Source organism: Luteimonas wenzhouensis, assembly GCF_007859305.1.
In the GTDB taxonomy this organism is placed as follows: domain Bacteria; phylum Pseudomonadota; class Gammaproteobacteria; order Xanthomonadales; family Xanthomonadaceae; genus Luteimonas; species Luteimonas wenzhouensis.
Genome location: NZ_VOHE01000008.1, coordinates 12,658 through 31,561 on the forward strand (window position 1 = coordinate 12,658; position 18,904 = coordinate 31,561).

The 18,904-nt window shown below is 71.7% G+C and carries 13 protein-coding genes and 1 pseudogene; 12 read left to right on the forward strand and 2 right to left on the reverse strand.

Translation table 11 applies throughout. The annotated features are described in order from the left end of the window. Positions 1 to 130 precede the first annotated feature (130 nt). Both dnaJ and dapB read left to right on the forward strand, forming a co-directional pair. On the forward strand, positions 131 to 1,255 hold the full coding sequence (gene dnaJ, locus FQY79_RS13005) for a molecular chaperone DnaJ (protein ID WP_146313340.1): 1,125 nt from the start codon (positions 131 to 133) through the stop codon (positions 1,253 to 1,255). A gap of 53 nt (positions 1,256 to 1,308) precedes the next feature. Next, the gene (dapB, locus tag FQY79_RS13010; protein WP_146313341.1) at positions 1,309 to 2,031 is read left to right on the forward strand and encodes a 4-hydroxy-tetrahydrodipicolinate reductase; all 723 of its coding nucleotides are present in this window, start codon (positions 1,309 to 1,311) and stop codon (positions 2,029 to 2,031) included. Here the strand turns inward: dapB and FQY79_RS13015 are convergent. Beyond that, positions 2,028 to 2,513 (reverse strand): hypothetical protein, encoded by a 486-nt coding sequence (locus FQY79_RS13015; protein ID WP_146313342.1) that lies wholly within the window; start codon positions 2,511 to 2,513, stop codon positions 2,028 to 2,030. The two genes, dapB and FQY79_RS13015, sit on opposite strands and share 4 nt — an antisense overlap. A gap of 180 nt (positions 2,514 to 2,693) precedes the next feature. Between FQY79_RS13015 and carA the strand changes: the two genes are divergently transcribed. From carA to recJ, 5 genes are all read left to right on the forward strand, one after another. Beyond that, a complete protein-coding gene (gene carA / locus FQY79_RS13020; RefSeq protein WP_146313343.1) occupies positions 2,694 to 3,818 on the forward strand; it encodes a glutamine-hydrolyzing carbamoyl-phosphate synthase small subunit in 1,125 nt (374 codons plus the stop codon). A 108-nt stretch (positions 3,819 to 3,926) separates the two neighbouring features. Next, positions 3,927 to 7,178 carry a carbamoyl-phosphate synthase large subunit gene (carB, locus tag FQY79_RS13025; RefSeq protein ID WP_146313344.1) on the forward strand — a complete coding sequence of 1,084 codons (3,252 nt, stop codon included), beginning with the start codon at positions 3,927 to 3,929 and terminating at the stop codon, positions 7,176 to 7,178. A gap of 12 nt (positions 7,179 to 7,190) precedes the next feature. Then, on the forward strand, positions 7,191 to 7,667 hold the full coding sequence (greA, locus tag FQY79_RS13030) for a transcription elongation factor GreA (protein WP_146313345.1): 477 nt from the start codon (positions 7,191 to 7,193) through the stop codon (positions 7,665 to 7,667). Between the two features lie 11 nt (positions 7,668 to 7,678). After that, the gene (locus FQY79_RS13035) at positions 7,679 to 8,617 is read left to right on the forward strand and encodes a phosphoglycerate mutase (protein WP_146313346.1); all 939 of its coding nucleotides are present in this window, start codon (positions 7,679 to 7,681) and stop codon (positions 8,615 to 8,617) included. After that, positions 8,617 to 10,338, forward strand: a complete 1,722-nt coding sequence (recJ, locus tag FQY79_RS13040; RefSeq protein WP_146313347.1) for a single-stranded-DNA-specific exonuclease RecJ — start codon at positions 8,617 to 8,619, stop codon at positions 10,336 to 10,338. Before FQY79_RS13035 ends, recJ begins: the two co-directional genes overlap by 1 nt. A gap of 6 nt (positions 10,339 to 10,344) precedes the next feature. Here recJ and FQY79_RS13045 read toward each other — a convergent pair whose 3' ends face one another. Continuing rightward, the gene (locus tag FQY79_RS13045; protein ID WP_146313348.1) at positions 10,345 to 11,586 is read right to left on the reverse strand and encodes an acyltransferase family protein; all 1,242 of its coding nucleotides are present in this window, start codon (positions 11,584 to 11,586) and stop codon (positions 10,345 to 10,347) included. Positions 11,587 to 11,731: 145 nt separating this feature from the next. On the opposite strand from FQY79_RS13045, the gene FQY79_RS13050 reads away from it, so the two are divergent. The 5 genes and pseudogenes from FQY79_RS13050 to FQY79_RS13070 all read left to right on the forward strand — a co-directional run bounded on the left by FQY79_RS13050 (position 11,732) and on the right by FQY79_RS13070 (position 18,896). After that, on the forward strand, positions 11,732 to 12,604 hold the full coding sequence (locus tag FQY79_RS13050; protein WP_146313349.1) for a LytTR family DNA-binding domain-containing protein: 873 nt from the start codon (positions 11,732 to 11,734) through the stop codon (positions 12,602 to 12,604). A 90-nt stretch (positions 12,605 to 12,694) separates the two neighbouring features. Then, positions 12,695 to 13,823, forward strand: a protein-coding gene (gene prfB, locus FQY79_RS13055) for a peptide chain release factor 2 (RefSeq protein WP_146313350.1) whose coding sequence is annotated in 2 segments (ribosomal slippage) — positions 12,695 to 12,769 and positions 12,771 to 13,823 — 1,128 coding nt in all. Because the reading frame shifts where the segments join, the coding sequence is not laid out codon by codon here. Positions 13,824 to 13,909: 86 nt separating this feature from the next. Beyond that, the gene (gene lysS, locus FQY79_RS13060) at positions 13,910 to 15,427 is read left to right on the forward strand and encodes a lysine--tRNA ligase (RefSeq protein ID WP_146313351.1); all 1,518 of its coding nucleotides are present in this window, start codon (positions 13,910 to 13,912) and stop codon (positions 15,425 to 15,427) included. 231 nt (positions 15,428 to 15,658) lie between these two features. After that, positions 15,659 to 16,723, forward strand: a pseudogene (locus tag FQY79_RS13065) (HD domain-containing phosphohydrolase); the annotation flags it as partial. Between the two features lie 22 nt (positions 16,724 to 16,745). Beyond that, positions 16,746 to 18,896 carry an ATP-binding protein gene (locus FQY79_RS13070; RefSeq protein ID WP_146313353.1) on the forward strand — a complete coding sequence of 717 codons (2,151 nt, stop codon included), beginning with the start codon at positions 16,746 to 16,748 and terminating at the stop codon, positions 18,894 to 18,896. Positions 18,897 to 18,904: the final 8 nt, after the last annotated feature.

The following is an 18,904-nucleotide window of genomic DNA, read 5'->3' on the forward strand; positions in this document are numbered from 1 at the left end:
CGGCGGCGCGTGACCGGGGTCCGGCGGGCGCCATGCGCCCGGCCGGGCGTCCGGTCCCGCGCCGTTGCCCGTCCGCCGAGCGCCCGCTGGGCCTCCGATCCACGATTCCCGATTTCCGGTTCCAGGCCCGATGAAACGCGACTATTACGAAGTCCTCGGTGTCTCCCGCGACGCCAGCGAGGCCGACATCAAGAAGGCCTATCGCCGCTGCGCGATGAAGTACCACCCGGACCGCAACCCGGGCGACAAGGCCGCCGAGGCCGCGTTCAAGGAGTGCAAGGAGGCCTACGAGGTGCTGTCGGACGGCGGCAAGCGCCGGATGTACGACCAGCATGGCCACGCCGCGTTCGAGCACGGCATGGGCGGGGGCGGCCCCGGACCGGGCTTCGGCCCGGACATGGGCGACATCTTCGGCGACATCTTCGGCAACATCTTCGGCGGCGGCGCCGGGCGCGGGCCGCGCCGCGGCGCCGACGTCGGCTACGTGATGGAGCTGGACCTGGAGGAGGCGGTCTCGGGCGTGGAGAAGCGCATCGAGATCCCGACCCTGGCCGAATGCGACGACTGCGACGGCACCGGCTCGCAGGACCGCAAGCTCGAGACCTGCGCGACCTGCCTGGGCCGCGGCCAGGTCCGCTTCCAGCGTGGCATCTTCTCGATGCAGCAGCCATGCCCGCACTGCCACGGCCGTGGCCAGACCATCGCCAACCCGTGCCGGACCTGCCACGGCAACGGCCGGATCGAGCAGCGCAAGGTGCTGTCGGTGAAGGTGCCCGCCGGGGTCGATTCCGGCGACCGCATCCGCCTGGCCGGGGAGGGCGAGGCCGGGCCGGCGGGCGCGCCCCCGGGCGACCTGTACGTCGAGGTGCGGGTGCGTCCGCATCCGATCTTCGAGCGCGACGGCGACGACCTCCACTGCGAGGTGCCGATCCGCATCTCCCAGGCCGCGCTGGGCGATACCGTGCGCGTGCCCACGCTCGACGGCGAGGCCGAGATCCGGATCCCGGCCGAAACCCAGAGCGGCAAGGTGTTCCGCCTGCGCGACAAGGGCGTCCGCTCGGTGCGCAGCCGCGCGCGCGGCGACCTCTACTGCAAGGTGGTGGTGGAAACCCCGGTCAACCTCACCGCCGAGCAGCGCGAACTGCTGGAGAAGTTCGAGGCCACCTTCGTGGGCGAGGGCGCGCGGCGGCATTCGCCCAAGTCCAGCACCTTCGTCGACGGCGTGCGCGGCTTCTGGGAACGCATGACCTCCTGAGGCGGGCACGCCCCGGGCTTGCCGGGGACCGGCCGCGCGGATAGCCTGCCGCCATGCCGACGCCCGTCCGATTGCTGATCCACGGTGCCTCCGGCCGCATGGGGCGCGCGCTGCTGCGCCTGGCGGCGCAGCGCGACGACGTCGAGGTGGCGGCGGCGGTGCAGCGCACGGTGGACCAGCGGGTGCAGGACGGTATCCCGGTCTTCGCCGCCTCCGAGTTGTCCGGGGTGCCGGATTTCGACGTCGCGATCGACTTCAGCCTGCCCGGGGGCTTCGACCCGGTGCTCGCCCTGTGCCAGGCGCGCGGCCGGGCGCTGGTGTCCGGGACCACCGGCCTGTCCGGGCCGCAGCGCGCGGCGCTGGACGCCGCCGGCACCCGGATTCCGGTGTTGTGGCAGGCCAACTTCAGCGTGGGCGTGGCGGTGCTGGACGAACTGGTCGAGCGCGCGGCCGCAGCGCTGCCCGGCTGGGACTGCGACATCGTCGAGTCGCACCACGTGCACAAGCGCGACGCGCCCTCCGGTACCGCGCTGGCGCTGGGCGAATCGGCGGCGCGGGGCGGGGCGCGGCCGCGCTATGCCAGCCTGCGCGCCGGCGACATCGTCGGCGAGCACCTGGTCCAGTTCACCGGCACGGGGGAGCGGATCGAGCTGGTCCACCGGGCGGGCGACCGCGACATCTTCGCCCAGGGCGCGCTGGTGGCCGCGACGCGGCTGGCCGGGTGTCCGCCCGGTCGCTACGGCCTGCGCGAACTGCTGTTTCCGGCGCGGGACTAGTCTTCCTCGAGCAATTGCTCGAAGCGGGCGAGGGCGGCCTTGCCGCGCACGTCGCCGACCATCCTGCGGGCCCGTTCCAGCCATTCCCCGAGCGCCTCGGCGCTGCCGGCCTCTTCGAGCCTGAGCGCCAGGTCCTCGCCCATCGGGCCGAGCATCTCGTTGACCGCGTGGGCGGCGCGGCGGCGGCGCTCGCGCAGGTCGCCGACCGGGACGGCGGGGCCGGGGACGGCCGCCGCCGGCGCGGCGGCCGGTGGTGCCGGACCGGCCAGGGCGCCGGAGGGCGCGACCAGTCCCTTGGCCTGGAGGCCCTCGAGCAGGGCGGGCACGTCCGGCAGGCCGGACAGCCGGGCCAGCTCGTCGGCCGAGCGGTGCCCGTCGACCAGGATCAGCAGCCGCCGCTGGCGGATGTCCAGGCCGGCCTTGCGCTCCCCGATCTCCTGCTGGCCGGCAGGCGTCTTCGCGTACACGGTGTTCCCGTTCATGTTCCCCCCGAACGCACGGTACCGTTCGCAACAAACTTAGCGACAGGCTGCATCCTTGTACAGCGGGTTTTCCTTTTCCCGCCCCGGCCGGTATCATTCCCGCTCGCCTGATTCCCCCCGCTTCCGGACCGGCTTCCCCCCGCTCCGGCGGTTTTTTGCAACCCCACGTAGGCGAAGCCAGTGACCCAAACCGCAATCCTCGTCCTCGAAGACGGCACCGTGTTCGAGGGCGTATCCGTGGGCGCGCCCGGCCTGTCGATCGGCGAGGTGGTGTTCAACACCGCCATGACCGGCTACCAGGAAGTGCTCACCGATCCTTCGTACGCGCGCCAGCTGGTGACGCTGACCTATCCGCACATCGGCAACACCGGTTGCACCGACCAGGACGACGAGGCGGCCCGCGCCTGGGCGGCCGGGCTGATCGTGCGCGACGTGCCGCGCCGCCCGAGCAGCTGGCGCGCACAGGCCGCGCTGCCGGACTGGCTGCGCGAGCGCGGCATCGTCGCCATCGCCGGTGTCGACACCCGTCGCCTGACCCGCCTGCTGCGCGAGCGCGGCGCCCAGAACGGCGCGTTGATGGCCGGCGGGATCGACGTGGAGAAGGCGCTCGAGGCCGCGCGCAAGTTCCCCGGCCTCAAGGGCATGGACCTGGCCTGCGAGGTCAGCACGCCCGAACCCTACACCTGGGACGAGGGTCCGCTGGACCTGGACACCGGCGAGTACCTGCGCGTGCCGCCGCGCTTCCGGGTGGTGGCCTATGACTTCGGGGTCAAGCGCAACATCCTGCGCATGCTGGCCGCGCGCGGTTGCGCGCTAACGGTGGTGCCCGCGCGGACCCCGGCCTCTGAGGTGCTGGCGATGGAGCCGGACGGGGTGTTCCTGTCCAACGGCCCGGGCGACCCCGAGCCGTGCGACTACGCCATCGCGGCGATCCGGGAACTGATCGCGAAGAAGGTGCCGATCTTCGGCATCTGCCTGGGACACCAGCTGCTGGCGCTGGCGGCCGGCGCGCGCACGATGAAGATGCCCAGCGGCCACCACGGCGCCAACCACCCGGTGCAGGCGCTGGACGACGGGCGGGTCATGATCACCTCGCAGAACCACGGCTTCGCGGTCGACGAGTCGAGCCTGCCGCCCAACGTGCGGGTGATGCACCGCTCGCTGTTCGACGGCACCAACCAGGGCATCGAACTGACCGACGCGCCCGCGTTCTCGTTCCAGGGGCACCCCGAGGCTTCGCCCGGTCCCTGCGACGTGGCGCCGCTGTTCGACCGCTTCATCGCCACGCTCGAGGCGCGGGCCTGACCGGGCGCCGCTGAGCCGGCGCCGCGTCCTGCGCAGCCCGCGGGCCGGGCCCCCACGTACGAAACCGGTCGCCCCCCAGGAGCGCGTCCGCGACAGACCGAGGAACGAATGCCAAAGCGCACCGACATCCACACCATCCTCATCATCGGCGCCGGCCCGATCGTCATCGGCCAGGCCTGCGAGTTCGACTACTCGGGCGCACAGGCGTGCAAGGCACTGCGCGAGGAGGGCTACCGGGTGGTGCTGGTCAACAGCAACCCGGCCACCATCATGACCGACCCGGAGATGGCCGACGCGGTCTACATCGAGCCGATCAACTGGCAGACGGTCGAGAAGATCATCGCCAAGGAGAAGCCCGACGCGCTGCTGCCGACCATGGGCGGCCAGACCGCGCTCAACTGCGCGCTGGACCTGGCCGACAACGGCGTGCTGGAGAAGTACGGCGTGGAGCTGATCGGCGCCTCGCGCGAGGCCATCCGCATGGCCGAGGACCGCGAGCTGTTCCGCGTGGCGATGCAGGAGATCGGGCTCGAATGCCCGAAGGCCGAGGTCGCGCGCAGCTTCGAGCAGGCGGTGGAGATCCAGGCCACCGTCGGCTACCCGACCATCATCCGTCCTTCGTTCACGCTCGGCGGCAGCGGCGGCGGCATCGCCTACAACCGCGAGGAGTTCGAGGAGATCGTCAAGCGCGGCCTCGAACTGTCGCCAGTGCACGAGGTGCTGATCGAGGAGTCGGTGCTGGGCTGGAAGGAGTTCGAGATGGAGGTGGTCCGCGACAAGGCGGACAACTGCATCATCGTCTGTTCGATCGAGAACCTCGACCCGATGGGCGTGCACACCGGCGACTCGATCACGGTCGCGCCGGCGCAGACGCTCACCGACAAGGAATACCAGCGCCTGCGCGACGCCTCGCTCGCGGTGCTGCGCAAGATCGGCGTGGACACCGGCGGCTCGAACGTGCAGTTCGGCGTCAACGCCCAGACCGGGCGCGTGGTGGTGATCGAGATGAACCCGCGCGTGTCGCGATCCTCGGCGCTGGCGTCCAAGGCCACCGGCTTCCCGATCGCCAAGGTCGCGGCCAAGCTTGCGGTGGGCTACACCCTCGACGAACTGCGCAACGAGATCACCGGCGGCCGCACGCCGGCCTCGTTCGAGCCGACCATCGACTACGTGGTCACCAAGATCCCGCGCTTCGCGTTCGAGAAGTTCCCGCAAGCCGACGCCCGGCTGACCACGCAGATGAAGTCGGTGGGCGAGGTGATGGCGATGGGCCGCACCTTCCAGGAGTCGGTGCAGAAGGCGCTGCGGGGTCTGGAGACCGGCAAGGTCGGCTTCGACCCGACCGGCCTGGACCTGTCCGACGAGGGCGACCTGGCGACGCTGCGCCGCGAGGTCAAGGAGCCCGGGCCCGAGCGCCTGTTCTACCTGGCCGATGCGTTCCGCGCCGGGCTGTCGTCGGCCGAGGTGTTCTCGCTGTCGTTCGTCGATCCGTGGTTCCTGGACCAGATCGAGGACATCGTGCTCACCGAACAGGAGGTCGCCGCCGCCGGCATCGACGCGCTCGACGGCCCGCGCCTGCGCACGCTCAAGCGCATGGGCTTCTCGGACGCACGCCTGGCGCAGCTGGTCGGGACCGACGAGTCTGCAGTCCGCGCCCTGCGCCGCGCGCACGGCGTGAGGCCGGTGTACAAGCGGGTCGACTCGTGCGCGGCCGAGTTCGCCACCAGCACCGCCTACATGTACTCCACCTACGAGGAGGAGTGCGAGGCCGAGCCGACCGACCGCGAGAAGATCATCGTGCTCGGAGGCGGCCCCAACCGGATCGGCCAGGGCATCGAGTTCGACTACTGCTGCGTGCACGCCGCGCTCGCCCTGCGCGAGGACGGGTACGAGACCATCATGGTCAACTGCAACCCGGAGACGGTCTCGACCGACTACGACACCTCCGACCGCCTGTACTTCGAGCCGCTCACGCTCGAGGACGTGCTCGAGATCGTCGAGCTGGAGAAGCCCAAGGGCGTGATCGTGCAGTACGGCGGCCAGACCCCGCTCAAGCTGGCGCGCGCGCTGGAGGCCAATGGCGTGCCGATCATCGGCACCTCGCCCGACTCGATCGACCTGGCCGAGGACCGCGAGCGCTTCCAGAAGCTGGTCGACCAGCTCGGCCTGAAGCAGCCGCCCAACCGCACCGCCCGCAGTGCCGAGGAGGCGCAGGTGCTGGCGCGCGAGATCGGCTACCCGCTGGTGGTGCGCCCGAGCTACGTGCTCGGCGGCCGCGCGATGGAAGTGGTGCATGCCGATGCCGACCTGGCGCGCTACATGCGCGACGCGGTCAAGGTGTCCAACGACTCGCCGGTGCTGCTCGACCGCTTCCTCGACAACGCGGTGGAGGTGGACGTCGACGTGATCGCCGACAAGGACGGCAACGTGCTGATCGGCGGCGTGATGGAGCACATCGAGGAGGCCGGCGTGCACTCGGGCGATTCGTCCTGCTCGCTGCCGCCGTACTCGCTTCCGGCCGGGGTGCAGGACCGCCTGCGCGAGCAGGTGGTGGCGCTGGCCAAGGCGCTCAACGTGGTCGGCCTGATGAACACCCAGTTCGCGGTCCAGACCGAGGACGACGGCAGCCACACCATCTTCCTGCTGGAGGTGAACCCGCGCGCCTCGCGCACGGTGCCGTTCGTGTCCAAGGCCACCGGCCTGCCGCTGGCCAAGATCGCCGCGCGCTGCATGGCCGGCCGGACCCTCGCCGAGCAGGGCGCGACCCGGGAAATCGTGCCCGACTACTACTCGGTCAAGGAGGCGATCTTCCCGTTCGCCAAGTTCCAGGGCGTGGACCCGATCCTCGGGCCGGAGATGCGTTCGACCGGCGAGGTGATGGGCGTGGGCCGCAGCTTCGGCGCGGCGTTCGCCCGCGCCCAGGAGGCGGCCGGCATCAAGGCGCCGGTGGCCGGCGGCAAGGCGTTCCTGTCGGTCCGCGACCCGGACAAGAAACGCGTGCTGCCGGTGGCCCGCAGCCTGGCCGAGCGCGGCTTCAGCATCGTGGCCACTGCCGGCACCGCGGCCTGGCTGCGCGACAACGGCATCGAATGCGAGCAGGTCAACAAGGTGATCGAAGGCCGCCCGCACATCGTCGACCTGATCAAGAACGGCGAGATCGCCTACATCGTGAACACCACGGAGGGGCGGCAGGCGATCGCCGACTCGTTCTCGATCCGGCGCGAGGCGCTGCAGCAGCGCGTGACCTATTCGACCACCGTGGCGGGCGCGCGCGCGCTCCTGCACTCGCTCGACTACCGCGGCAGCGGGCCGGTCTGGGCGCTGCAGGAACTGCACGAGAGCCTGCGCACGGGCGTTTGAGGAGTCCCAAGCATGAGAGCACCCATCACCCTGGAAGGCGCCAAGCGCCTGCGCGCGGAACTCGAGGAACTCAAGTCGGTCAAGCGGCCGGCGGTGATCGCCGCGATCGCCGAGGCGCGCTCGCACGGCGACCTCAAGGAGAACGCCGAGTACCACGCCGCGCGCGAGCAGCAGGGCTTCATCGAAGGCCGCATCCAGCAGCTCGAGAGCGAGCTCTCGCACGCCGACATCATCGACGTGTCCAAGCTCGACGTCGGCGACAAGGTCGTGTTCGGCGCCAAGGTGACGATCGCCGACGTCGAGACCGACGAGGAGAAGCGCTACCAGATCGTGGGCGACCTGGAAGCCGACATCAAGCTGGGCCTGATCGCGATCTCCTCGCCGGTGGCGCGCGCACTGATCGGCAAGCACGCCGGCGATACGGTCACGATCGAGGCGCCGGCGGGCTCGCGCGAGTACGAGATCGTCGACGTCAGCTACCGCGACTGAGGCCGCCGGCGATGGCCCGCGCCATCCTGCTGCTGCCGGCCGCACGCCGGCTCGGCGCGCCCTCGGCTGCGGTCGCGACCGCGCTGGGGCGCGCGGACGTGGCGGCCGGGCTGGGCGAGGGCCGCCGGGCGCAGCTGCGCCGCAGCTTCCGGCTGTTGCCCGACCACTGGCCGGTCGCCGCGCTCACCCGCCAGCTCGATGCCGGCGACGCCGCCGGCGCGGCCTGGCTGCGCGCCGATCCGTGCCGGATCCAGGCCGACATCAACGGCGCCCGGCTGCTCGACCACGGCGACACCCTCGGCCTCGACGCCGAGGACGCGGCGCAACTGCTGCCGGCGCTGCGCACCGTGTTCGGCGACGCCGGGATGCCGATCGACGCGCCGACGCCGACGCGCTGGTACCTGCGGCTGGCGCCGTCCACCCCGCTGCCGGCGTTCACCGAGCCGGACGACGCCCTTGGCGACGACGTGTTCGAGCACCTGGATCCGGGGGGACAGGGCCGACGCTGGCGCAGCCTGCTCACCGAGGCCCAGGTGATCCTGCACAACCATCCCTGGAACGCGCGGCGGATCGCCGCCGGCAAGCGGCCGGTGAACTCGCTGTGGTTCTGGGGCGGTGGCGAGCTGCCCGACCAGGTGCGTTCGCCGCACGCGCGTGTCTGCACCGGCGACGGGCTCGCGGCGGCGCTGGCCGCGGCCGCCGGCGTCGGCGCGCCGCTGCCGGCGCGGTTCGACGCGGCCGCGGACGGTGGCGACGTCGCCTACGACCTGACCGCGCTGCGCGACATGCGCACGCTCGAACGTGACTGGCTGGAGCCGGCGCTGGACGCGCTCGGGGCCGGGCGGATCGCGTCACTGGTGCTCGATACCGCCGACGGCACCGCGTTCACCCTCGCGCGCGGCCACCGCTGGCGCATCTGGCGCCGACGGCGCGCCGGTTTCCACGCCTGATGGGGCTGCGCATCCGCCGGCGCGAACCCGTCGCGCCCGGTCCGGGCTGGCCCGACTCGATCCCGCCGCTGCTGCGACGGATCTATGCCGCGCGCGGGATCCGCGATCCCGGGCTCGCACGTCCGCGCCTGGCGCAGCTGCCTTCGCCCGCGGGCCTGGGCGGGGTGGCGGAGGCGGTGCGCCTGCTCGCCGATGCCATTGCCCGTGACGTCCGCATCCTGGTGGTCGGGGACTTCGACGCCGACGGCGCAACCGCCTGCGCGGTCGCGGTGCGCGGCCTGCGCATGCTCGGTGCGCGCGACGTGGTCCATGCCGTGCCCAACCGCGCGCTGCACGGCTACGGCCTGTCGCCGGGCCTGGTGGAGGAACTGGCCGCACTGGACCCGGGCCTGCTGGTCACCGTGGACCACGGCGTGGCCTGCCACGCGGGGGTGGCCGCGGCGCGCGCCCGCGGCTGGCGGGTGCTGGTCACCGACCACCATCTTCCAGGCGACACGCTTCCGCCGGCCGACGCCATCGTCAACCCCAACCTGCGCGGCGACGTGTTCGCGTGCAAGGCGCTGGCCGGGGTCGGGGTGATTTTCTACGTGCTGCTGGCGCTGCGCGCGCGGCTGCGCGGGGACGGCGCGTTCGCCGCGCGCAGCGAGCCCGACCTGTCGCGCCTGCTCGACCTGGTCGCGGTCGGCACCGTGGCCGACCTGGTCCCGCTGGACGCCAGCAACCGGGCCCTGGTCGCGGCCGGCCTGCGACGCCTGCGCGCCGGCCAGGGCTGCGCCGGCCTGCAGGCGCTGGCCGAGGTGTCGGGCCGCCGCCTGGAGACGCTGACCGCCGCCGACATCGGCTACGCCATCGCGCCGCGCCTCAACGCCGCCGGCCGGCTCGAGGACATGTCGCCCGGGATCGAATGCCTGCTCACCGATGATCCGGGGCGGGCGCACGAACTGGCCGGGCTGCTACACCGGATCAACGCCGAGCGCCGCGGCCTGCAGCAGGCAATGGTGGACGACGCCGAGGCGGCGCTGGCCCGGCTGCCGACGGCGGCCGGCGAGCCGCCGCCGGCGCTGTGCCTGTTCGACCCGGACTGGCATGCGGGCGTGGTGGGACTGGTCGCCTCGAAGATGAAGGAGCGGCTGCACCGGCCGGTGGTCGCATTCGCGCCGGCCGGGCCCGGCAGCCCGGAACTGCGCGGCTCGGCGCGTTCGATCCCGGGGCTGCATATCCGCGACGTGCTTGCCGCCGTCGACAGCGCGCACCCGGGCCTGCTCGGCCGCTTCGGCGGCCACGCCATGGCCGCCGGCCTGAGCCTGCGCCGCGAGGCCCTCGCCGCGTTCGAGCAGGCCTTCGCCGCGGCCGTGCAGGCGGTGCTCGACCCGGCCCTGCTCCAGGCCGAGCTGCTCAGCGACGGCGAACTGCTGCCGGGCGAGTTCGACCGCTTCCATGCCGAGGCCATCCGCGACGGCGGGCCGTGGGGGCAGGGGTTCGCCGAACCGCTGTTCGACGGCGAGTTCGAGGTCCTCGACTGCCGGCCGGTGGGCGAGCGCCACCTGCGCCTGCGCCTGCGCGCCGACGGGGTGCGCACGCCGCTGGCCGCGATCCACTTCGGCGGGCAGCAGGACGCACCGCCCTCGCAGCACTGCCGCCTGGCCTACCGGCTGGCACCCGACGACTGGCGCGGCGGCGACGCGATCCAGCTGGTGGTCGAGCATCGCGAGCCGGCCTGAGCCGCCTCAGGCGCCCCGGGTGCCGGCGACGCGACCACGGCCGTCGCCCGCCTGGCCCGCGGCCGACGCGGCGCGTCCGCCGGCGAGGGGCTTGAGGCCGAACAGCGGCCGCAGCACGGGGACCCGCTTCACCGCCTCGTAGCCGGCGAAGGACAGGGCGAGGGTGAGTACCACCAGCAGTGGCCCTTCCAGCAGCGGCGGCAGCACGGCCGGGCGCAGGTGCCAGGCCAGCACCACGATGATCGTCTGGTGCAGGATGTAGACCGGGAAGACCGCCTGCGACAGGTAGCGCAGGACCGGGCCGTCGCCCGGGGCCAGGCGGCGGGCGAAGCCGAGCACGGCGACGATCGCGCACCACTGGTCCAGCCCCCAGGCCACGCGCATGGCCAGCCGCAGCCCGGTGGGCGGCGCCTGCCCGGCCAGGCCGGCGTAGTACCCCGCGATCGCCGCCCAGCTGGCCAGCCACAGCCACAGCGCGGGCCAGCGCACCCGCTCGATGGCGTCCCAGACGCGGTCGCTGCGCGCGACCAGGAACCCCAGCAGGAACACGGTGAAATACTGGGCGTGGTTGTACCAGTCGTCGACCAGGGCATGGGTCGACTGGAAGCGCCCGACCAGCAGCACGCGCACCAGGGCGAGCAGCAGCGCGGGCGCCAGCAGCACCGTCGGGCCGGCGGCCAGCAGCGTGTCCAGCCGCGCCCCCGCGCGCTCCATCGCCCGCGGCGCAAGGCGCAGCAGCAGCCAGGCCGCCACCGTATACGCCCACAGGTAGGCCACGAACCACAGGTGGTTCCAGGTCGGCACGATCAGGCAATCGTCGCCGCGGCAGAAGCCCTGGTCCGCGGCCAGGTAGCGGGCCCAGAAGGCGAGGTAGCCGTCGTGGTAGCCGCCGGGCAGCTTCTCCACCACTTCGTAGTACGCCTGTGGTGGCACGACCACCAGCATGCCGAAGGCCAGCGGCACCAGCAGCCGCCACGAGCGCGCACCGAGGAACCGCACGCGACCGCCGCCGGTCTCGGCCTCGCGCCGCGCACGGGCCAGGAGGAACGCGGTGGCCACGCCCGAGACCAGGAACAGCAGCGACAGCCGCCAGGGCGAGCTGAGCATCATCAACGGCTCCAGCGCGCGCCCGGCGTGCGGACTGTTGATGTGCCAGTCCCAGCTCACGTAGTACATGCCCACGTGGTAGAGCACCAGCAGGCCGAAGGCGAGGATGCGGACCCAGTCGAGATCGTGGCGTCGTGACATGGCGGAGGATTTCCTGGGGACCGGGCGAGGGTGGGCGTCGCCCGGATCCCCGGCAAGACCGCGGTGACCAGGCGACCGCTCCCGGGGACGAACCGCGGGCCCGCGGGGACCGCCTCCGGGCCGTGCCCCGTAGAATGGCCGCCCCATGGCAGAACCGGCGACCCTCTATGAACGCTATGCGCCCTGGCGGCGCTGGGCCGAGGCCGGGTTCGTGGTCCTGGTCGTGGCCGGCAACGCGGTGGGCAACGCTGTCACCGCCTGGATCGAGCTCGCCCGCTACCCGTACAACCCGTTCCAGCGCTGGGAGCCGGCGGTCTGGGAGGGCAGCAGCGCGGTGATGTGGCTGCTGCTGGTCCCGCTGGTCGCGTGCCTGCTGCGCCGTTACCCGACCCACTGGGACAACTGGCATCGCCGCCTGCCGCTGCACCTGGCCGCGAGCGTCGTGGTCTCGCTGGCGCACGTGCTCGGGATGGTGGCGCTGCGGGTGCTGGCCTACCGCTGGCAGGGCATGGACTATGACTTCGGCCCCTGGCCGCGCGAACTGCTGTACGAGTACCTCAAGGACGTGCGCGTCTATGCGGCCATCGTGTTCGTGGTCGAGGGCTACCGTTTCCTGCTGCGCCGCATGCAGGGCGAGGCGAGCCTGCTGGGCGCCCCCGACGAAGGGCCGGCGGTGGAGCCGCTGGAGCGGCCGGAGCGCTTCCTGGTGCGCAAGCTGGGGCGCGAGTTCCTGGTCGCGGCCGCGGACATCGAATGGCTCCAGGCCGCCGGCAACTACGTCAACCTGCGGGTGCGCGGCCACGACTATCCGCTGCGCAGCACCCTGGGCGGGATCGCCGCGCGCCTGGATCCGCAGCGCTTCGTGCGGATCCACCGCAGCTACATCGTCAACCTCGATCACGTGGCCTCGATCGAGCCGCTCGACACCGGCGATGCGCGCCTGCAGCTCAGGGATGGCGGCGTGCTGCCGGTCAGCCGCAGCTACCGCGCGCAGTTGCGCGAACGCTTCGGCACCTGACCACGCCGAGTCGCGTGGCCGGCCCGGCGCCTGCAGGGGCGCGGCCGGATTGCTAGAATTGCCGGCTGTTTATCCCCGTGAACGGCTGCCATGATCGAACTCAATCCCGTGCGCCAGCGCATCGCCGACCTGGTCGGCCGCCTGGACGCGCTCAGGGGGTTTCTTTGACTACGATGCCAAGCGCGAACGGCTCGAGGAAGTAGAGCGCGAGCTGGAGCATCCCGACGTCTGGAACGACCCGGCCCGCGCCCAGGCGCTGGGCCGCGAACGCTCCATCCTCGACAAGACGGTGAACGGCATCCGGCGCCTGAGCGAGGGCCTGGCCGGGGCCGCCGAACTGCTGGAACTGGCCGAGGCCGAAGGCGACGAGGAAACCGCGCAGGCGGTGGCCGAGGACGTCGACGGCTACCAGAAGGGCGTCGAGCAGCTCGAGTTCCAGCGCATGTTCTCCGGCGAGATGGACAGCGCCAACGCGTTCGTCGACATCCAGGCCGGCGCCGGCGGCACCGAGGCCCAGGACTGGGCCGAGATGCTGCTGCGCATGTACCTGCGCTGGTGCGAATCGCGCGGCTGGAAGACCGAGCTGCTGGAGGCGTCCGGCGGCGACGTGGCCGGGATCAAGTCGGCCACCTTCCGGGTGGAAGGCGAGTACGCCTACGGCTGGCTCAAGACCGAGACCGGCGTGCACCGCCTGGTGCGCAAGTCGCCGTTCGACTCGGACAACCGCCGCCACACCAGCTTCACCTCGGTGTTCGTCTCGCCCGAGGTGGACGACGACATCGCCATCGACATCAACCCGGCCGACCTCAGGACCGACGTGTACCGCTCGTCCGGCGCCGGCGGCCAGCACGTGAACAAGACCGAGTCGGCGGTGCGCATCACCCACGTGCCCACCGGGATCGTGGTGGCCTGCCAGACCGAGCGCAGCCAGCACGCCAACCGCGACCGCGCGATGAAGATGCTGGCCGCGAAGCTCTACGAGTTCGAGCTGCAGAAGCGCAACGCCGAGAAGGACGCGGTGGAGGCCAGCAAGTCCGACATCGGCTGGGGCAGCCAGATCCGCAACTACGTGCTCGACCAGAGCCGGATCAAGGACCTGCGTACCGGGATCGAGCGCAGCGATACCCAGAAGGTGCTCGACGGCGACCTGGACGAGTTCGTCGAGGCCAGCCTCAAGGCCGGCCTCGAGGCCGGCGCCAAACGCAGCGACGCGGTCTGACGCGCCTCCGGCCGCCGGCGCCGCGGCCGCCACCGCCATCCGCCGACCGGCGGCATCCACCCGATCCATCCCACAGGCAACGCACCGTGACCGAGTCCAAGCCCGACAGCCAGCAGCCCGCCGACGAGAACGCACTGATCGCCGAGCGCCGGGCGAAACTGGCCGCGCTGCGCGCGCAGGGCGTGGCGTTCCCCAACGACTTCCGCCGCCGCGACCTCGCCGGCGACCTGCAGGACGAGTATGGCGATGCCGGGCGCTGGACCGGGGAAGCGCTGGAAGGACTCGACCGCCGGGTCTCGCTGGCGGGCCGGATGCTGGCCAAGCGGGTGATGGGCAAGGCCGCCTTCGCCCAGATCCAGGACGTCAGCGGGCGGATCCAGCTGTTCCTGCAATCGGCCAGCCTCGGCGAACGCTACGAGGCGTTCAAGGGCTGGGACGTGGGCGACATCGTCGGCGTGGAAGGTTCGCTGATGCGCACCCGCACCGGCGAGCTGTCGGTCAAGGCCGACACCCTGCGGCTGCTGACCAAGTCGCTGCGGCCGCTGCCGGACAAGTGGCACGGCTTGGCCGACGTCGAGCAGCGCTACCGCCAGCGCTACGTCGACCTGGTGGTGAATCCCGAGGCGCGCGAGGTGTTCGTCAAGCGCTCGCGGATCATCGCCGCGATCCGCCGCTGGCTCGACGCGCGCCGCTTCCTCGAGGTCGAGACGCCGATGATGCACTACATCGCCGGCGGCGCCGCGGCGCGTCCGTTCGTCACCCACCACAACGCGCTCGACCTGGACCTGTACCTGCGGGTGGCGCCGGAGCTCTACCTCAAGCGCCTGGTCGTCGGCGGCTTCGAGCGCGTGTACGAGATCAACCGCAACTTCCGCAACGAGGGCGTGAGCACCCGGCACAACCCGGAGTTCACGATGCTCGAGCTGTACGAGGCCTACGTCGCCTACGAAGAGGTGATGGACCTCACCGAACAGCTGATCCGCGACGTCGCCCACGAGACCCTGGGCACCACCGACCTGCGATGGGAAGGCATGGAGATCGACGTCGGCGCCCGGTTCCGCCGCTGGCGGCTGGAGGAGGCGGTGCGCGAGCTCAACCCGCAGGTCAGCGAGGCCGACTGCCGCGACCGCGACGCCCTGGCCCGCCATTGCGCCGCGCTCAAGGTCCCGGTCAAGCCGTCCTGGGGCTGGGGCAAGCTGCTGCTGGAGATCTTCGAGAAGACGGTCGAGCCCGGCCTGGTCCAGCCGACCTTCATCACCCACTACCCGGTGGAGGTCTCGCCGCTGGCGCGCGAATCGGATACCGAGCCGGGGATCACCGACCGCTTCGAGCTGTTCATCGGCGGCCGCGAGATCGCCAACGGATTCAGCGAGCTGAACGACCCCGAGGACCAGGCGGCCCGGTTCCGGGCCCAGGTCGAGGCCAAGGCCGGGGGCGACGAGGAGGCCATGCACTACGACGCCGACTACATCCGCGCGCTGGAGGTCGGCCTGCCGCCGACCGGCGGCCTGGGCGTGGGCATCGACCGGCTGGTGATGCTGTTCACCGACTCGGCCTCGATCCGCGACGTGCTGCTGTTCCCGTACATGCGCCCGGAGTCCTGAACGCCGGGGCGTGGGGCCGGACCTGCCGCAGGCTGCGCACAATGTGCGCATTTAGGGCATGATCTGCGTCCATGGATGGCCCCTGCGCGGGGCGGTTCCCGTGCATTGGGGTGGATGAGCCGCGGAAACAGGGAGGTCTCGGGCTTGGGCACAGGACTTGCTTACGAAGTCGACAGGCGGCGGTCAGAAAGCGGACGAACCGGCCGGTCGCCACGAGGACCTGCCGCGCCAATGAACATCGTCATCGTCGACGACCAGACTTCCGCCCGCACGATGCTGCGGCACATCCTCGAGGACATCAGCCCCGAGCTGGAGGTGATCGATTTCGGCGATCCCCAGCAGGCGTTGCGCTGGTGCGAGGAGAACCGCCCCGACCTGCTGCTGCTCGACTACCGCATGCCGGTGATCGACGGGCTCGAGTTCGCGCGCCGCTTCCGCAAGCCGCTGCTGCACCGCGACGTGCCGATCGTGCTGGTGACCGTGGTTGGCGACGAGCCGATCCGCCAGGCCGCCCTCGACGCCGGGGTGATCGATTTCCTGGTCAAGCCGGTGCGTCCGCGCGAACTGCGCGCGCGCTGCCGCAACCTGCTGCAGCAGCGCCAGCAGTCCGAATCCATCAAGCAGCGCGCGCTCTCGCTCGAGCAGCGCCTGCTGTCGAGCATGCACGAGGTCGAGGAACGCGAGCGCGAGACCCTGAGCCGCCTGGCGCGCGCGATCGAGTACCGCGACTCCGGCAACAGCGCCAATCTCGCGCGCCTGGCCGCCATCGCCGGCCTGATCGCCGAGCAGCTGGGCATGTTCGAGGACGAGGTGCGGATGATCGAGCTGGCCGCGCCGCTGCACGACATCGGCAAGATCGCGATCCCCGATTCGGTGCTGCTCAAGCCCGGTCCGCTGGACCCGGAGGAAATGGCCCGGATGCGCGAGCACCCGCGGATCGGCCACGAGCTGCTCAGCGGCAGCCAGAACCGCTTCATCCAGATGGGGGCGGTGATCGCGCTGCGCCACCAGGAGCGCTACGACGGCAGCGGCTACCCCGACGGCTTGGCCGGCGACGAGATCCCGCTCGAGGCGCGGATCGTGGCCGTGGCCGACGTGTTCGACGCCCTGGTCTCGACCCGGCCGTACAAGCGCGCCTGGACCATCGACGAGGCGCTGGAGTACATCGAGCAGAACGCCGGTTCGCTGTTCGACCCGGCCTGCGTGCGGGCCTTGCTCAAGGACCGCAGCCGGATCGACGCCATCTGCCAGCGGTTCGGGCCGCTGCCGCCGCCCGAGGCAGGGACGGGTGGATAGCCTGCGGACATTGCCCGCGGCCGTGCGTGCGCGGCTGAGCGGCCGTCCCGACAGCGAGCACGGGCAGGCGCTGGTGCGCCTGGTCATCGCCTTCCTGATCCTGAGCTACCTGGGCTGGCTGCGGCTGCGCGGGCAGGGGGCCTGGATCGACGCGCCGCTCGCGGTGATGGCCGGCGAGGCCGTGATCGCCGCGGCGATCATGGGCGCGATCCTGCTGCGCCCCGGCGTCTCGCACGTGCGCCGCTGGGTCGGCATGGTGACCGACTACGCGACCCTGGCCACGCTGATGCTGCTGGGCGGGGCCGAGATGGCGCCGCTGTACGTGATCATCCTCTGGGTCACGATCGGCAACGGCATGCGCTACGGGCGCAACTACCTGCGGTCGGCCTCGGGCCTGGCCGCGGTGTCGTTCCTGGCCGTGATTCTGTTCTCCGACTACTGGCAGCAACAGCCGCACCTGGCCGCCGGCCTGCTGATCGGCGCGGTTGCGGTGCCGATGTACCTGTCCTCGCTGCTGCACGACCTGCATCGCGCCACCGCCGAGGCCAAGCGCGCCAACGAGGCCAAGTCGCGCTTCCTGGCCAGCATGAGCCACGAGTTCCGCTCTCCGCTCAACGGCATCATCGGTATGGCCGAACTGTTGCGGAGCATGAAGCTCGACGCCGAGCAGCGCGAATGCGCCGAGGTCATCCACACCTCCGCGCACAGCCTGCTGCTGCTGGTCGACGACGTCCTCGACATCTCGGCGATCGAGGCCGGCAAGCTCAGCCGCAAGGACGCCGACTTCGAACTCCCGGAGGTGCTCCGGCGGGTGCGCCAGATGCTGCAGCCCCAGGCCGAGGCCAAGTCGTTGCGCCTGAGCGTGGAGCAGGACGAGGACGTGCCGTCGAGCCTGCACGGCGACGGCGCCTACCTCACCCAGATCCTCCTCAACCTGGTCCACAACGCGATCAAGTTCACCCCGGCCGGCTCGGTGTCGCTGCGGGTCAGCCTGCTCGAAGGCGGCGAGGGGAGGGCGCGCCTGCGCTTCTCGGTCCGCGACACCGGCATCGGTATCCCCGACGAGCACAAGCAGCGGATCTTCCAGGCCTTCGAACAGGTCGACTCCGGTCCGAGCAGGCGCTTCGGCGGTACCGGCCTGGGCACGACCATCGCCCAGACCCTGGCGCGGCTGATGGGCGGCGAGGTCGCGCTCGGCGACAACCCCGGCGGCGGCAGCCACTTCTGGGCTGATGTCCCGTTCGAGGTGCGCGCGGTCGAGGTCGAGCCCGAGCCGGGGACGGGGCATCGCCACAGCAACGTGGTTTCGTTCGACGACCCGTTCGTGCGGCACCGCGCCCGGGTGCGCGGGTTGCGCATCCTGGTGGCGGACGACCAGCACGCCAACCGTCGGGTGCTGGTCCGGATCCTGGAGAAGGCGGGCCACGCGGTGGTCACGGCCACCAACGGCGACGAGGCTCTCGACCGGCTCGAGGACGGCGGGATCGATCTGGCGATCCTGGACATGCACATGCCGCAGGTCAGCGGCATCGACGTCATCAAGCACCTGCGCTTCATGCAGGCCGGTGGCCCGCGTACGCCGGTGATCGTGCTCAGCGCCGACGCCACCCCGCAGGCCTCCGAGCAGGCGGGCGCGGCCGGCGCCCGCGCATTCCTGACCAAGCCGGTGGTGGTCGGGAAGCTGCTGGAGACGATCGCCGAGACGGTGCGGGCCCAGGACCAGGCGCCGCAGGAGGCCGCCAGGCCGGTCGACGACCTGGTCCAGCCGGCCCCGGCCCATTCGGAGCTGCTCGAAGAACTGGCGGAGATGGGGCTGGGTGACGAGTTCCTGGTGTCCTTCGTCGACCAGTGCCTCAAGGACGCTGCTTCGTGCGTGGTGAACCTGGGCGAGGCCGGCCGCCGGCGCGACTGGGGCGAGTTCCGCGACGCGGCCCACGCGCTCAAGGGCATCGTCCAGAACCTGGGCGCCTGGACGATCGCCGAGCGTTGCCAGCACATCATGCGCGCCGGGGACGACTTCCTCGGCCGCGAGCACGGCCGGCTGGTCGACGAACTCGGGACCCAGCTGCACGTCACCGCGCAGCAGAGCAAGCGGGAGGTGGAGCGCATCCTGCGCAGCCATGCCTCCCCCGGGGATGCCGGGCACGGCGGCCCGCGGCCCGACGCCTCCTGATCCGGCGG

Excerpts from the sequence above, each read along its gene's own strand:
- recJ (WP_146313347.1), top strand. The coding sequence starts at position 8,617 with ATGGGGCTGCGCATCCGCCGGCGCGAACCCGTCGCGCCCGGTCCGGGC.
- FQY79_RS13035 (WP_146313346.1), top strand. The coding sequence starts at position 7,679 with ATGGCCCGCGCCATCCTGCTGCTGCCGGCCGCACGCCGGCTCGGCGCG.
- FQY79_RS13015 (WP_146313342.1), bottom strand. The coding sequence starts at position 2,513 with ATGAACGGGAACACCGTGTACGCGAAGACGCCTGCCGGCCAGCAGGAG.
- FQY79_RS13045 (WP_146313348.1), bottom strand. The coding sequence starts at position 11,586 with ATGTCACGACGCCACGATCTCGACTGGGTCCGCATCCTCGCCTTCGGC.
- greA (WP_146313345.1), top strand. The coding sequence starts at position 7,191 with ATGAGAGCACCCATCACCCTGGAAGGCGCCAAGCGCCTGCGCGCGGAA.
- dnaJ (WP_146313340.1), top strand. The coding sequence starts at position 131 with ATGAAACGCGACTATTACGAAGTCCTCGGTGTCTCCCGCGACGCCAGC.
- dapB (WP_146313341.1), top strand. The coding sequence starts at position 1,309 with ATGCCGACGCCCGTCCGATTGCTGATCCACGGTGCCTCCGGCCGCATG.
- carB (WP_146313344.1), top strand. The coding sequence starts at position 3,927 with ATGCCAAAGCGCACCGACATCCACACCATCCTCATCATCGGCGCCGGC.
- FQY79_RS13050 (WP_146313349.1), top strand. The coding sequence starts at position 11,732 with ATGGCAGAACCGGCGACCCTCTATGAACGCTATGCGCCCTGGCGGCGC.